The following is a 14,602-nucleotide window of genomic DNA, read 5'->3' on the forward strand; positions in this document are numbered from 1 at the left end:
GGATGTGGGGCCCTGCCCGGTACGCTGCGGGCCATGTCTCCGCCGGAGCCCCGTTCCCCGCTGGTGCCCTCCTCCCTCCCCTCTCCCGAGCCCACCGCCTCGGCCGCGAGCGCCAGCGCCGTTGCCCGGCTGGTGCGCGGCCTGCGGGGTCTGCCGCCGGCCGAGCAATGGTGGGGCGAAGGCTGCGCGGGCATGGCGGGGTGGTTTCGCGCGGAGTCGGCGCCCACCACGGACGCGACCGCGCGCTACCGAGAGCTGTACGCGGAGGTGCGAAAGGGCAGGCCCGTGCTGCCCATGGAGGCGCGGCGCCACGTGTACCTGCTGGTGAAGGGGCTGCTGGGGGAGGAGCTGTTCGGCTACCTGGAGGGCAACCAGCAGCGGCTGGAGCGGCGAGGGCTGGAGACGCGCGAGGTGCAGGTGGATACGGAGGCCTCTCTGGCCGCCAACATCGAGGTGGTGCGCAACGCGCTGGAGGACGCGGCCTTCTTCGGGCGCTCGGTGGTGCTGGTGGGCCACAGCAAGGGCGCGGTGGAGTCCCTGGCGGCGTTGAGCATGTACCCCCAGCTGCGCCGCGTGGTGCGCGCGGTGGTCTCCATCCAGGCGCCGTATGGCGGCTCGCCCATTGCCCATGACGTGATGGCCTCGCCGGAGCTGCGGCGGGTGATGGACATCGCCGTGCCGCTGCTCTTCTACGGGGTGTCGAAGTCGATCGATGACTTGAGCTACCCCCAGCGCATGGAGTTCGTGCGGCGCTACCCCTACCCGGTGGAGATCCCCACCGTGTCGCTGGCCACCTGGCGCGACTCGAAGCGCTCCATGTTGTGGCCGGTGGCGCGCTACATGCGCGAGCGCTACGGGCTGGCCAATGACGGGCTGGTGGCGGCGGTGGACGCGGAGATCCCGGGCTCGCGGGTGGTGCGCCTGGACGACATGGACCACGCGGAGGCGGCCATGGCGGGGCTGCCGGGCCTGGCCAACTATCGCCCGGGAGACATTACCGAGGCCGCGGTGGCGCTGGCCCTGGAGTCCTGAGCGGGTGGGCTGAGTAGGACGTTGTGCCTAGACCTGGGTTGACGCAGGGGGTTGAAAGAAGGAGCCTCCTCCCATGGCCCGGGATTGGTCTTCCCTGATTCATGAAGCGCTGGCGGGGGTCGCGGATGATCCCTATGTGCGCCTGCTCAAGGAACGACTGCGCTCGGGCAGCCAGGTGGTCCGCATCAGCTTGGTGAATTCGGGTTCAGAGCCAGAGTACGTCGTCATCCTCTCGCTTCAGCGGCAGTTGTCCGAGATGCGCCTCCCTCATTCGGATGCCTTCACGAGCTGGTCTCTCGATGCGGGAGCGAGGCTGACCGACGAAGCTCAAGAGATGGAGCGATTCGCGCTGCTCTTGGATGAGCGCTTCGCTCCGCTCCGCGAGGAACTGGAAGCAAGCTCCTTCGATTTCCTGCTGGTTCAACATGTTGTGCGCGAACTTGGCCCTCCACGCTCCGCAGCCGCCGCACAGCCGTTGAGGCTTCTCCCATTCGTGCCGCCCCAGGAGAGCCGGACGAGGCTTCGGGCCATTCAGCGGATCGAGGACGTCCTGGTGAATCTCGCCCGCGCGCTCGGGCGCTCCCTTCGTTACGACGAGGCGGCGACGAGCCGAATCCTGGATGGCGCTCTCCTGCAGTGGATGAACCAACATCTCCACATGGGAACGCAGGAGGAAGCCTTCCCAGAGTAGGAGTTCACCACGCGCGCACCTGACTCACGAAGTGCTGGAAGCTGGGCCGAGCAGAGAGCAGTTGGAGCGCCTGCGGCTGCTGGATGGCTTCGAGCGCGAGGCGCTGCATCTCACCGCTCGAAGGCAGGGGCTTTCCGAAGAAGTCCTGCTTCAGCACGCGGCGGTGGTAGCGCTGCTCGGGGGAGGGCTCCTTGAACGGATGCCCCTTGATGACCAGGAGCCAGGTCTCCAGCGTCTGGAAAGGGACGACCACACAGGAGCGATAGCCAGAGTCCCGCCAGCTCGGAGGAATCGTGTCGAGCAACCAGCAAACGCGGCACCCGTCCGGGTCCGCGAGCTGCTGGGCCATGTCATGGTCCGCCTGGTGTGGAGAACCGCTGCGGCTTCCCCCGTCATTGTCGATGGCGATGAGCGCATGCCGGACGCCCTGCTGCGCGGCCTTTTCGAGGTAGAGCCCCGCCTGCTTGCGGACATGCCTGCACCCGTTGAACTCGATCTCGCTCTTCCACGCCTGCACCGAGGTGCCGAGGGTCCGCTCGAGCAGATAGCGGTAGATCTCGCCGTCGTAGGCCTGGAACTCGCTGGCGATCGCAACTGTGAGCACTGTGGTCCCTAAAACGCGGTGCTGAACGCACCTGTTTCGAGCAAGTCGCCCGGTGGCGTTTTCTGAAGCATGTCCAAGAGTTCTGGAACATCGGACAGACGCTTGACCCGGGTCCCTGTCTCCGAGCGACGGAAGAGGAGGATGGCCTCGGGCTCGTCGCGGAAGGCGTTGAGGAGGACCGTCGAGTGAGTGGCGATGACGAACTGGCACCCACGCTCCCGGACGATGTCCTTGAGCAGGTCCACGAGTTCCCGAAGGCGCTTGGGATGAATGGACTGCTCGGGCTCCTCAATGAAGAAGAGCTGCCCCTCCTGGGCATTGATCGCGTGCATGGCGAGCGCGGTGAAGGCGAGCACGCCATCAGAGATGTGCTCCGCGTCGAACTGCTCGCCATTCTTCTGTTGGAACCACAGTCGCTGGTGGCCAGGAGCCGGAGCCGGCCGCACGAAGATGTGCTCGACCTCTGGAAGGCACCGGGTCACGAACCGCTCCAAGGCTTCCATGTTCTTTGGCAGGGCACCGCGCCAAAGCCCTAAAACAGCGGCAAGTCCGCGACCGTCAGGACCAAGAGTCGGTAGGGGAATCACCTCGGAGTCCGCCCGGAGCGCCGACAAGGAGAGCTTGATGTTTCCGGCGGATTCCAAGCTGTTCCAGACCCTCCATGCTGGAAGCACAACCTCATCAGGACCTACGAGCTCTGGCGCCACAAACACCTGAGTATCTCTGGCAGACTGATCCTGCCAGTCATCCTCGCCGCTCAGGGTCACCTTCGCCCCGCGTCGCTCAAAACCCGCCCTGGAAGCAACGAGCCTGAAGTCTTCCCAAGCGATATGTCCCCCTGGGCTCAAATTCGCAGCGTAACGACCATCCGGTGTACTCCATCCAATCGTGCAAGACCCGTCTCGAACTGATGACGGACGGTAGAAAAGAAATCGGTTCCCCCCTTCCTGGCGAATCGCTTCTTTCACGTTGGTGATGACGCTGTTGGCGATGAACCGGCCCACGCTCATGAAGTTCGACTTGCCGGAGTTGTTCGGCCCCACGAGCACGGTGATGGGCTCGAGCGGGATGGTCTGCTCCTCCCCGAAGCTCTTGAAGTTCCGAAGCGTGATCGTCTGAATCATGGGCGACCCAGCGTAGTCGGGGGCCCTAGGCCCAGCCACATTCGAGCCAAGGCCCCCGGGTGACACGGGCCGGCCGCGAGGTGGATGTAGGAGCATGAAGCAAACACTCCCCATGCACGAAGCCATCCCATCCCGCTGGCGGGGCGTTAGTATGCGCGCCCCATGCGCACCCGAATCCTGACGACTGGTCTGTTGCTGCTCGCTCTCACCGCTTGCACCAAGGAGAAGGAGAAGGAGCCCGCCACCCCGGCCAAGGCTCCCGAGTCCGCCGCCTCCGCGGTCAAGCCTCCCGAGTCCACTCCTCCGAGCGGCACCCCTGCCCAGACGGGCTCCGCCGCTCCCGCCGCTGGCGGTGAGACGTCGGGCTGGCAGAAGGCCGCGCTGGACGGCCAGGAGCTCTTCGCCACCATGGAGACGAGCGAGGGCACCATCGTGCTGAAGCTCTTCTCCAAGGACGCGCCGAAGACGGTGGCCAACTTCGTGGGCCTGGCCAGCGGCCAGAAGGAGTGGAAGGAGCCCACCACCCTGCAGAAGACGACCCGGCCGCTGTATGACGGCACCATCTTCCACCGCGTCATCCCCGACTTCATGATCCAGGGTGGCGATCCGCTGGGCAACGGTACGGGCTCGCCGGGCTACCGCTTCGAGGACGAGTTCCAGAGCGGCCGCAAGTTCGACAAGAAGGGCATCCTGGCCATGGCCAACGCGGGCCCGGGCACCAACGGCAGCCAGTTCTTCATCACCACCTCCGAGCCGCAGTGGCTCAACAACAAGCACACCATCTTCGGCGAGGTGCTGAAGGGCTATGACGTGGTGGAGAAGATCTCCAAGGTGCCCACCGCCCCGGGCAACCGGCCGCTGACGCCGGTGACGATCAAGAAGGTCACCATCACCGACAAGCAGCCGTAAAGCGGGCCATGCGACGCGTCTCCACGCGCCTCGGCGAGCTGGACTGCCAGCTCGTCGATGCCCTGCCGGAAGGGGCGAGCCCCACGCTCGCCATCGTGCTGTGCCATGGCTTCGGAGCGCCGGCCACGGATCTGGTGCCGCTGGCCTCGGAGCTGATGGCGCTGAAGCCCCAGCTGGCGGGGCAGGCGCGCTTCGTCTTCCCCGCGGCTCCGCTGTCGCTGGCGGAGCTGGGGATGCCTTCCGGCCGTGCCTGGTTCCACCTGCCCATGGAGGTGCTCATGGGCAAGCAGCGCGATTGGACGCAGTACTCGCGCGAGGTGCCCGAGGGGCTGCCCGCCGCACGCCGGGCGGTGATGAGCGTGGTGTCGGCGCTGTCGGCCGCGACGAAGCTGCCCTACGGGCGCATCATCCTGGGAGGCTTCAGCCAGGGCGGCATGGTGACGACGGACGTGGCGCTGCGGTTGGAGGAGCGCCCCGCGGGCCTGTGCATCCTGTCCGGCACGCTCATCGCGCAGGAGGAGTGGAAGGCGCGCGCGGCGGGCCGCAAGGAGCTGCCGGTGTTCCAGGGCCACGGGGAGTATGACGACATCCTCCCCTTCCACGCCGCCGAGCGGCTGTACAAGCTGCTGAAGGAGGCGGGGCTGTCGGTTGACTTCTTCCCGTTCGATGGGCCTCACACCATCGCGCCCGAGGAGCTGCGCGCGCTGGCGGACTTCCTGGAGGCGCGGCTGGAAGGCCGCTGAGGAGGCGCGGCGTGTACCACGCACGGGAGCTGACGGTGTCCACGCGTGGGCGTGGCTTCCACGACATCACCTCCGAGGTGCGGCAGGCGGTGGCGGAGAGCGGCGCCCGTCAGGGCCTGTGTACGGTGTTCCTGCACCACACCAGCGCGTCGCTGATTCTGTGTGAGAACGCGGACCCGGACGTGCGCAAGGATCTGGAGACGTTCTTCTCGCGGCTGGTGAAGGACGGGGACGCGATGTTCCAGCACGACGCCGAGGGCCCGGATGACATGCCGGCGCACGTGCGCACCGTGCTGACGCAGAACTCGCTGTCGGTCCCTATAAAGGATGGAAAGGCGGACCTGGGGACGTGGCAGGGCATCTATGTGTGGGAACACCGCACTTCCCCGCACCGCCGCCGCGTCACCGTGTCCGTGCTGGGCTGAGGGCCTCCAACCAGTTGGAGGCAGGGGGTACCCCCGTCCCAACCAGTTGGAAGCCGGGGGTGCCGCCTCCAACCAGTTGGAGGCAGGGGGTACCGTTCCAACCGGGAGGGTTGGTCGGAATAGCGGCTTCAATCTGGCCGGAAGGTGGGCGGCAGGCGCCTGGTACCAACCGGTTGGGAGTGAGCGCCTGGTACCAACCAGTTGGGAGTGAGCGCCGGAGGCACTGCATTTGGCCAAGTGCCCGACTTTACAAGCGCTGTTATGGCTCGGGTCTATTCTGACCAGCCCTGCCGGCTGGAAGCCTTTGGGGGGGCCGCCTCCAACCAGTTGGAGGCCTGGGGGGTGCCCGTCCCAACCCGTCAATCTGCTGGCCAGGGCTGCAACGGCCGCAGCAGCCCGGCCCGGTTCAGCAACTCTTGGACGCGAGCGGCCAGCGCAACGTGCTCAGGGTTGGACGTGGTGAACCGCTCCGGGGTGAGGATGACGAGGGTTCCTTTGTCCTCCACGGGATCCATGCGCACGGGGGCAGGCAGGGGGGGCACTGTGCCGCGCAGCCGCGAGAAGTACATCACCCAGCCCACGAAGGTGCCCGCGTGCGCGAACCCCTGCACCACCGTGTCCCGGTGTTCATGCGAGGTCGCCACTGCCCACTCCGGGTCCCAGGCCAGGGCCATGGCGCGCAACGCCTCAGTCATCACCGGAGCGCTCAGCAACCGCTCCCTGATAGGTCCCTCATCACAGGGACGGAGCACGCAGTTGGATGAACCCCGGAGCGAGGACGAGCCACAGTCCCCATCAACCAGGGACGATTCCTCCTGGGTATCGCCCGTCCATAAGTGGAACGAGTAACGGCCCCCGAAATGATTCTCCTCTCGTGCGAATAGCTGCATGAAGCTCGACGCCTCGGTGCGGAACTGGAGTCTGAGCGCTTCCTCGAAGGAGTCTGCCTTCTCATACCAGCGGGCCCATATTGGGTCGCAGCGCCCCAGTAGATAGAAGAACCGCTCCGCGCGGTGGGCGCACACCTCAGCGGATTCAGGCCGGGCGAGCCAGTAGGAGCCAGCGTAGTAGGTCTCCATCATCGAACAGCGACTCCTTCCTCGGCCGGCCTAGCCTGCGTCCAGCAACCCGTTGGAATCATGAGTGCCGCTGGAGACGCCTTCCCCCAAGCGCGGCGGGAATGGGCGCTCGACTCGTTTGCGCTTCGCCGTGGTGGCGGCCAGAAGTGACAATCAGTTCGCGCAGTTCCTCGCGCAGGTTCCACGCGTCGAATGGCTGCGGCAAGCTCGCCAGGTATGCGCGCAGCTCCATCCGCATGAGCGAGGCATGAGCGTAGCGTTCAGCCGGATTCACCCGTAGGGCTCGGTGAAGCACGGCGCGTAACGCGGGCTCCACACCTGCGGTCTCACGCTCCACGTCTTCCGGGCGGATGCACGCCGCGCGAGCGGCCAGCTCCGCCGGGTCCGCCCAGCCCTGCTCCTCGGCTCGGAGCTTGCCCACCAGTCGCTTGAAGAGCCGCGTGAGCGGAGGCGCCGCGGGCGCATGGGGCAGGTCCAGCAGGTGCTTGCTGGTGAGCATCTCGAACAGCACCAGCCCCAGGGAGAAGAGGTCAGCACGAGCGTCTGGCTTCTCTCCTCGCAGCACCTCCGGCGCTGAATACGCCACATCCCCCTTCAAGCACAGAGCGGGCGTCGCGGGGTGGCCTGGCCGCGGAGTGAAGGCCGCGCCGAAGTCGCTGAGCTTCACTTCCCCCTCGCTGCTCAGGTGGATGTTGCGAGGGCTGACGTCCCGATGAACGAGCTGAAGCGCCTGACCGTGCGGATCCGTCAGGTGGTGGATGTAGTGGAGCGCATCAGCGACCTGGGCCGCGACGGAGGCGGCGAACGGCGCGGACACCGGCTGGTGGCGGCGAGCCGCCCGATTCAACACCCGCTCCAACGACAAGCCCTCCACGTACTCCATGACCACCAGCGGGCGGTGCTCACGCGTGTCCACTGCCAGCACCCGCGTCAGGGCATGGTGGTCCATGTTGCGAACGAGCCGGGCCTCCTCCACCAACCGGAGGCGCTCGAGCGGATACTCCGCGGCGCGCATGCGCTTGATGACGACGAGCCCGGCCCGCCCCGGCTGGGCATGGCTCTGCGCAAGCACCAACTCACCGCTGCCGCGCTCGTCCAGCTTGCGAACACAGGAGTAGGTGGTGCCACCAACGGTGAAGGTGATTGGGCGGAACATGCGCGCACTCCAGCAGTGGGCACGGCGGTGGGCCGTGGAGGGAACCACGCGCGAAGGCAACGCCATGGGTGGGACGTAGGCTTCGCACCCATAGGGTAACATGGGAGCGTGGATGGAGGAAACCAGCCTCCTGAACAGCGCGATTACTCCGAGAACTGAAAAACGAATCTCGCGTCGCCGCCGTTGATAGCCGTGAAGACCTCATTCGTCGAGCCTGGGCCCTTCCCAATGCCGAGCCCGCCTTCGTGTCTCACGATCGCGCAGATCGGAACACGCGCGGCCCCTGGAAGTTGGAGCTCCCTGTAGCGGATGAAGAAGCGGTCACCGCCGCCAGCCAGGACGCGACCGAACAGCAGGGTCCCTTTAGGGAGATGAGACGACCTGGGAGAGAACACCACACCCACGATGGGACCTGGACGAAAGGTGTGCAGTCCTGGGTCGACCCCCAATGGCCTGGGCCCGCTGGCATCCAGCTGCGTCCCCGCCACATCGCCAGGATCGAGGCCCAACCTGACCATCGATTCGATGGCCGCCTGAGGGCACTCCGCGGGCTCCGGGCGCACGGGCACGCTGGAGCAGGCCGTCACCATACCGGCCGCCGTGCACAATGCGCCCAGGCGCGCGGTCTTGGACGAGGGCTGGCCTATGGCAATGGAAGCGGGGGGGGCGGGGCGCTGGCGCTGGGTTGTCGTCACGGGGCTGTCTTCCTCACGGGCTGCGGCGGCGGTATCCGCCAGGGTGGGTGAAGGGACTGAGGCTGCCACGGACCCCGCAGGGGGCGGGAAGGCATACGCGGGCAGCCAGAGCAGTGGCGCTCCCTGCTCCGGAGGAGGCGAGGGTTGGAGGACCGTGACAGTTGGCTTGGAGCGGAGCCTTCCCGCGAGCCAGGGCTCCGCCAGCCACCCGCCCGTGGTCATGGCCCCCAGCAGCAACACAGCGGCGACCGCTCGGCGAGCCGCTGGAGACCACACCTGTGGCTGAGCCACGAGCAGCGCATCCCTCCTTCGCCGTGCCGCCTCGAGCCTCCGCTCCTCATGCCCATTGGCTGCCTTGAAGAGATGGGTCTCTTGCACCTGTGGATCCTGCGCCACCAGGCCATCACCCGTAGTGGGAGCCTGGGTGGTGGCATCGTGCATGGAACCCGGAGGGCGCGACTCATACACCGGCACCTCCCATGCGCCCGGCTGCTTCAGCGCCCGCTCCAGTGCCGCGCACAGGGCGTGCCCATGGCGGTATCGGAAGACGGGCTCCTTGGACAGGAGTCTCATCACCACCCGGCTCAGCGCCCGGGGCACCTGGGGGTTGAGTGCGTGTACAGGCACCGGCCGCCGCCGGGCCACCCAGTGCGCGAGCGGTTCGCCCGCCAGCATGTCCGGGAAGGGCAGCACCTCGGTCAGCACCTGGTACAACAGCACTCCCATCGCGTACCAATCGTCCGTCGAACGGAAGCGGTAGGGTGCGCCGCCGGCGTGCTGAGCAAACGCCAGCGCTTCCGGACTGAGGAAGGCAGGAGTGCCCGGCGGAAGTCCCGCCTGGGTGAGCGGGGAGGTGAACTCCGCGGCTGCCGCACCGAAATCCGATAGGAATGGCTCTCCATCCTCCTCGCGCACCAGCACATTGTCCGGCTTGATGTCCCGGTGCATCACGCCCACCTCGTGCGCCGACTGCACCGCTCGCACCAGTTTCTGGCCTAGACGCACCACCTCGCGCAGCGAGGGATTGGTGCGGCGTACCCACTCCAGCAGCGTGGCGCCCTCCACCCAGGCCAGCACCAGGTAGCGCAAGCCTCCTTCCGGGTCCTTCCACCGCCCGTGGCCCACCACGCGCACCACGTTGGGACAGGCCGCCTGCATCAGCAGTTGCACCTCGCGCGCGGCGCGTGCGTCCGCCTGGGCCGGGGCCCCCGGAGGGTACAGGCTGAACTTCAACGCGTAGGGATGGCCAGGGCGCTGCACGCTCTCGACCTGCCATACGCAGCCCCATCCTCCGGTGGCCACGTGGCGCACCAGCCGGAAGCCGTTCACCTCCAGCCCCGGGGGCAAGTCTCGCGGGTGGACGTCCGTACCTGGGTAGAGGCGGTGCGGCTGAGTCGTCTCTTGCTCCAAGATGGTTTCCCCCTCTTCAGCGCTTCAGGGTCCCTGGGGGCGAGGGCTTCAGCTTATAATTATAAAGCCACAACTCCCGGTCGCCGTTCCGCTCGGTCACCTTCAGGTTGAACTCTCGCGCTGACTCACCCGTGGGAAGGGGAAACTCCACCACGAGGCGGGCATTGCTCCCGGGGACCAGTTCCGTCCCTCCCACCAGTCGCAGCACCTGCGCGGGCGTCCGTGCTTCACTCACCGCTACTTCCAAGGCCGCCGCCTCCGGAACCCAGGGCCGCTCTCCCGCCGCCAGAGTGAGTTCCGCCTCCAGCGCGATCTGCCCGCTGGCCACATAGAGGAAGGTGGCCCCGCGTCCCATGCCCTCGGGCAGTTTCCAGGTGGCGTGTGCCAAGGAAATAACCCGAAGCCCCTCGCGCCCGAGCACGCCCGAGGCCACCAACGTCCCCAGGCTGCCCACGCTCTCGCCCAGCGCCACGAGCTCCGCGTCCCTGGCGGCGCACCGCGCCTGCTCCACCGCCAGCGCTTCCTCCAAATCGGCGACGGTGCGCAGGTGGCGGGACACCAGCACATGGCCCTCCCCTTCCGTGGAGTGAACGCTGAACACCAGCGGCACTCCCGCCGCGGGCTGCCCATCCGCGAAGTGGACGATCAGCCGCAGCCGTTCTCCCTCCTTCCACCCAGACGCCGGCAAGAGCGTGAGGGTGTCTTCCGCCACCGCCACGCGTTGGAAGCCCAGCTCGCGCGCCGCGCGCTCCACCACCTCCCGCGCCAACACCCCATCGAAGAGCAGCGTGATGGGCTGCCCAGGGGCTACTCGCACCTCGGCCTCCCCTTGAGAAGTGGGCACCTCCACACGACGCACAGGTGGCCGGGCTTGCGGAAGAGCCGGCTGCGCCAGCGCGGGAGGTTCCAGCAGCAGCCATAGCGGTACAACCCAGACAGGTGGCAAGGACAGGGGCAACCTCCTGAGTCAGCACCCTACCAGATGGACCGGGTGGCCTCCTCCTCGATACGGAGGGGACCCGCTGGTGACCTGACGAGTAGGAGCGACTCTGGATTGCCGTGCAACGACCTGGCGCCCCGTCTTCTTCGTCACCCCTTGGGGCGGGAGAGGTACTTCGCGGGCAGCGGCTGGTCTGGCGTCTCCGGAGTCCAGGCGACCGTCAGCAGCCACCAGCGCTGCCCATCGTGCATGAGCTGGATGCTGTTGATGCCGCGCATGAAGGGCTTCGCTTCTCCCTCGCGCAGGGCCTCGTAGGTGGTGAAGACGTGGACGAGAGGGCCGAAGCGCTCCACCACTCGCGATATCTCGCGTTCGCGGAAGCCCTCCTCGACCAGCTTCTTCTCGGAGCGCGCGATGTACTCCTCGGGCGTGAGCATGTGGTAGCTGACGACGCCATCGGGCCGCTTGCCGGAAGGAATCATCCTCGCGCCCGGAGCGAAGAGGGAGCGGAAGCGGTTCCAGTCCCGCGCCTGCCCCTTCGGTCCGGAGATGACGTCATAAAGCGCGGCCACGACGGCCTCCGGCGTGGCCACATCCTCCGCTCGCGCGTGTGGGGCGGAAGCGGCGGGCTTGGAGGCAGCCGGCGCAGGGGTGGCCGGCTCAGCCGCGGGCGCGGGCTTCGGCTGAGCACCGAGGGCTGGCACCGCCACGAAGGTCAGCAACGTCGGGACAAGCGATCGTGCGAGGCTGCGGCGCATGGGTCTCCTGGAGGGAAGGCGCCGCGCATCATGGACCACGCGCGCTCCGAGCGCATGCGCTACTCCGCATCCATTCCGTATTTGCGCAGCTTGTCATGCAGCGTGGCGCGGCCGATCCCCAGCCGTCGCGCAGCCTCGCTGCGGTTGCCCTCCGACAGTCGCAGCGCGTCAAGGATGAGGCCTCGCTCGTAGGCCTCGACACGCTCCTTGAGCCCCAGGCCTGGGAGGCCCTCCGCTCCTCGGCCCGGCTCCTCCACCCGGGGCGCCGCCTCCCGAGTCCCCGTGGACGCAGGAGCCTCCCCCGCAGGCAGCAGCGTCAAATCCAGTTCCCCCTCGTTGGACAGCGCCACCAGACTCTCCAGCGCGTTCTCCAGCTCGCGGACGTTGCCCGGCCAGGGCCACGCGAGTAGCCGCTCGAGGAAGCCCGCGGGTACCTTCAGAGGGCCCGTGTGGAACCGATCGCTGAAGCGGTCCAGGAACATGCGCGCGAGGACCGGGATGTCCTCGGGGCGCTCGCGCAGCGCGGGGACCCGCAGGTGCACCACGTTGAGTCGGTAGAACAGGTCCTCGCGGAAGCGGCCCTCGGCCGCCAGCTTCCGCAGGTCCCGGTGCGTGGCGGCGATGATGCGAACGTCCACCCTCACGGGCCGGTCCTCTCCCACCGGCCGCAGCTCCCCCTCCTGCAGCACGCGCAACAGCTTGGCCTGCAGCGGCAGCGCCAGCTCCCCCACCTCGTCCAGCAGCAACGTGCCGCCGTCCGCCTCTCGGAACAGGCCTGGCCGCTCTCGGTGCGCTCCCGTGAAGGCGCCGCGCACATGGCCGAACAGCTCCGCCTCCGCCAACTCTGGCGTGAGCGTGGCGCAGTTGAAGCGCAGGTAGGGCTTCTGGGCGCGCGGCGAGGCCCGCACCAACGCCTCCGCCACCCGCTCCTTGCCTGTGCCACTCTCGCCGGTGATGAGTACCGTCACGTCCCTCGGCCCGGCGCGCTGGACGAGCTGCGCAAGGCGGCTCATCGCCTCCGAGGCGAACACCAGCGAGCGCGACAGGTTCAGCTCCCCCGCCAGCCGCTCGTTGTCGCTGCGCAGGCGCACCGCCTCCAGCGCACGGCTCACCACCGCCAGCAGCTCGTCCACGTCGAAGGGCTTGCGGAAGTAGTCGTAGGCCCCGGCCTTCATCGCCTCCACCGCGAAGCGCTCCGAGCCGTGCGCGGTGATGACGATGACGCGCGGCGTGTGCGGCAGCCCCTGCAGCCGTCGCACGAGTTCCAGCCCGTCCATCCTCGGCATCCGCAGGTCCGTAATCACCAGCTCGAACGGATGCGCTGCGAGCCGCTCCAGGGCGACTTCCCCGTCCGGCGCCTCCTCCACCCTCACCCCAGGAAGGCTCTTCAGCGTCTCACGCAGCGTGTAGCGAACGCCCGCATCGTCATCCACCACCAGCACCCGAGGGCCTTCCTCCACATTCCTAGCCATGCGCTACCTCCCGCGCGGACCCTAGGGTGCCCGCCGGCAACTCTCGGGGCAGCAGCAACTCCGCCACGCATCCGCCGTGCGGCCCGCCCTCCAGCGTCACCTCGCCTCCGTGCTGCCGGGCCAGGGCGCGCGCCACCGTCAGCCCCAACCCGGAGCCGCGCGCCTTGGTGGTGACGCCCGCCTCGAAGACGCGCCCGGCCACCTCCGACGCGAGCCCGGAGCCCTCGTCGCGAACGGAGACTCGCGCATCTCCCGCCGCCGTGGACTCCACCGTCACCACCACCCGGCCTCCGGGAGGGCTCGCCTCGATGGCGTTGTGGAGCAGGTTCATCAACACCTGCTTCACCTTGCGCGAGTCACACGCCACGCTCACGCGGCCGGAGCCCGCTCGCTCCAGCTTCACGCCGCGCTCACCGGCCAGGCCCTCGTGTAGCACCAGCGCCTCTTCGCACAGCGCCGACAAGTCCACCGCGCTCACCGTCAACGGCACCAACGGGCGGGAGAAGTTGAGGAACTCCTCCAGGATGCCCTGCATGCGCGTCACCTCGCTCGTCAGCACCTTCAGGCGCTCGGCGGACTGGGGCTGCCCGGGCTCGCGCGCCATGAGCTGGGTGAGCCCCTTCACCGTGGCCAGCGGGTTCTTCAGCTCGTGGGCAATCTCTCCCGACAGGGCCTCGAGCTCCCGCGCGTGGGCCCGGTGGGTGGAGAGCAGCTCGTCCCGGTGGGACAGCGCCTCGGAGAGCATGTTGTCGAAGGTGCGGCGCATCGCCCCGCCCACGGCGGTACTCGCCACGCACAACAGCCCCATGACTCCCGCGCAGGCCAAGAGCATGTTCGGCGGAGCCGAGCCCAGGTAGGGCAGCGCCAGGCCGGGCAACCATCCGGAGAGCTGGGCCACGGACATGGCCGTCAGCGAACCCAGCTCCGCCAAGAGCAGCCACACGCGCTGCCGGGGACTGGAGGCCAGACTGGCCACGAAAGCGATCGGCAGCACCGTGGGCAACAGGGGACTGGTGATGCCCCCCGTACCGAGCACGAAGCCCTGCTGGAAAAGCAGGTGCAGCCAGAGGTTGATCGGGACACGCCGCGCGGTGAACCCCTCGCGGGCGAAGCGCCGGGTCTCGAGGAGCAAGGCCGTCCCGGCGCTGACCAGCATCACCCCCAGCCACGCCACCCTCCAGGGCACCGGATCCAGCAGAGTCGCCGTGAGCGCCAGCAGCGCGAGGGCCAGTCCGCCGCGCAGGCGCACCCGCACCATGCGCCCGAAGATCCGCCCCAGGTGCTTGACCTGGATGTCGTCGAAGTTGCGCAGCGTCTGCGTGTACACGGCTGCCTCCGCTCCCAGCAGGTTCATGGCACGCCAGTGCGGCCTTCTTCAATCAGCCTGGGCGACGCACTCCCTTCCTGTCGACGCTTGCGCCGTGCCGGAGCGCCCGCCCGGGAGCGCGGCGTCACGACTCCGGGCACGTCGGGAGGACGAGGGACGACCCGAAGTCTCGGCCGACGGCCTGGGCCCGAAGGCCCTCTCCGGGAAGTACGAAGCGAAGGCAGGACGAACAGGAGC

The 14,602-nt window shown here is 68.0% G+C and carries 14 protein-coding genes; 5 read left to right on the forward strand and 9 right to left on the reverse strand.

The window, feature by feature from the left end; all coding sequences use genetic code 11:
* Positions 1 to 63 precede the first annotated feature (63 nt).
* Positions 64 to 1,032: a lipase family protein gene (locus tag SYV04_RS10115; RefSeq protein ID WP_321545469.1), complete on the forward strand. Its 969-nt coding sequence runs from the start codon at positions 64 to 66 to the stop codon at positions 1,030 to 1,032.
* A gap of 73 nt (positions 1,033 to 1,105) precedes the next feature.
* Positions 1,106 to 1,723: a hypothetical protein gene (locus tag SYV04_RS10120; RefSeq protein ID WP_321545470.1), complete on the forward strand. Its 618-nt coding sequence runs from the start codon at positions 1,106 to 1,108 to the stop codon at positions 1,721 to 1,723.
* 4 nt (positions 1,724 to 1,727) lie between these two features.
* Here SYV04_RS10120 and SYV04_RS10125 read toward each other — a convergent pair whose 3' ends face one another.
* Both SYV04_RS10125 and SYV04_RS10130 read right to left on the reverse strand, forming a co-directional pair.
* Entirely contained in the window at positions 1,728 to 2,327 is a 600-nt protein-coding gene (locus SYV04_RS10125; RefSeq protein ID WP_321545471.1) for a hypothetical protein, read from the reverse strand.
* Positions 2,328 to 2,335: 8 nt separating this feature from the next.
* A complete protein-coding gene (locus tag SYV04_RS10130; protein ID WP_321545472.1) occupies positions 2,336 to 3,451 on the reverse strand; it encodes an AAA family ATPase in 1,116 nt (371 codons plus the stop codon).
* Between the two features lie 162 nt (positions 3,452 to 3,613).
* On the opposite strand from SYV04_RS10130, the gene SYV04_RS10135 reads away from it, so the two are divergent.
* The 3 genes from SYV04_RS10135 to SYV04_RS10145 are packed head-to-tail and all read left to right on the forward strand — an operon-like array spanning position 3,614 to position 5,528.
* Complete coding sequence (locus tag SYV04_RS10135; protein ID WP_321545473.1) at positions 3,614 to 4,360, forward strand: peptidylprolyl isomerase; 747 nt, start codon at positions 3,614 to 3,616, stop codon at positions 4,358 to 4,360.
* A gap of 8 nt (positions 4,361 to 4,368) precedes the next feature.
* Positions 4,369 to 5,103, forward strand: coding sequence for an alpha/beta hydrolase (locus SYV04_RS10140; protein WP_321545474.1), 735 nt, complete (start codon positions 4,369 to 4,371; stop codon positions 5,101 to 5,103).
* An 11-nt stretch (positions 5,104 to 5,114) separates the two neighbouring features.
* Positions 5,115 to 5,528: a secondary thiamine-phosphate synthase enzyme YjbQ gene (locus SYV04_RS10145; RefSeq protein WP_321545475.1), complete on the forward strand. Its 414-nt coding sequence runs from the start codon at positions 5,115 to 5,117 to the stop codon at positions 5,526 to 5,528.
* A gap of 359 nt (positions 5,529 to 5,887) precedes the next feature.
* Here the strand turns inward: SYV04_RS10145 and SYV04_RS43645 are convergent, their stop codons facing one another.
* From SYV04_RS43645 to SYV04_RS10180, 7 genes are all read right to left on the reverse strand, one after another.
* Positions 5,888 to 6,610, reverse strand: a complete 723-nt coding sequence (locus SYV04_RS43645) for an immunity 52 family protein (RefSeq protein ID WP_340371382.1) — start codon at positions 6,608 to 6,610, stop codon at positions 5,888 to 5,890.
* Between the two features lie 55 nt (positions 6,611 to 6,665).
* Positions 6,666 to 7,763 carry a serine/threonine-protein kinase gene (locus SYV04_RS10155; RefSeq protein ID WP_321545477.1) on the reverse strand — a complete coding sequence of 366 codons (1,098 nt, stop codon included), beginning with the start codon at positions 7,761 to 7,763 and terminating at the stop codon, positions 6,666 to 6,668.
* 143 nt (positions 7,764 to 7,906) lie between these two features.
* Entirely contained in the window at positions 7,907 to 9,868 is a 1,962-nt protein-coding gene (locus SYV04_RS10160; RefSeq protein WP_321545478.1) for a serine/threonine protein kinase, read from the reverse strand.
* A 16-nt stretch (positions 9,869 to 9,884) separates the two neighbouring features.
* On the reverse strand, positions 9,885 to 10,826 hold the full coding sequence (locus SYV04_RS10165; RefSeq protein ID WP_321545479.1) for a DUF2381 family protein: 942 nt from the start codon (positions 10,824 to 10,826) through the stop codon (positions 9,885 to 9,887).
* A 131-nt stretch (positions 10,827 to 10,957) separates the two neighbouring features.
* Positions 10,958 to 11,566 (reverse strand): nuclear transport factor 2 family protein, encoded by a 609-nt coding sequence (locus tag SYV04_RS10170; RefSeq protein ID WP_321545480.1) that lies wholly within the window; start codon positions 11,564 to 11,566, stop codon positions 10,958 to 10,960.
* A 59-nt stretch (positions 11,567 to 11,625) separates the two neighbouring features.
* Positions 11,626 to 13,038 (reverse strand): sigma-54-dependent transcriptional regulator, encoded by a 1,413-nt coding sequence (locus SYV04_RS10175; RefSeq protein WP_321545481.1) that lies wholly within the window; start codon positions 13,036 to 13,038, stop codon positions 11,626 to 11,628.
* The gene (locus SYV04_RS10180; RefSeq protein WP_321545482.1) at positions 13,031 to 14,392 is read right to left on the reverse strand and encodes a sensor histidine kinase; all 1,362 of its coding nucleotides are present in this window, start codon (positions 14,390 to 14,392) and stop codon (positions 13,031 to 13,033) included. Before SYV04_RS10180 ends, SYV04_RS10175 begins: the two co-directional genes overlap by 8 nt.
* Positions 14,393 to 14,602: the final 210 nt, after the last annotated feature.

Origin of the sequence: Hyalangium ruber (genome assembly GCF_034259325.1) — a bacterium.
GTDB lineage: Bacteria > Myxococcota > Myxococcia > Myxococcales > Myxococcaceae > Hyalangium_A > Hyalangium_A rubrum.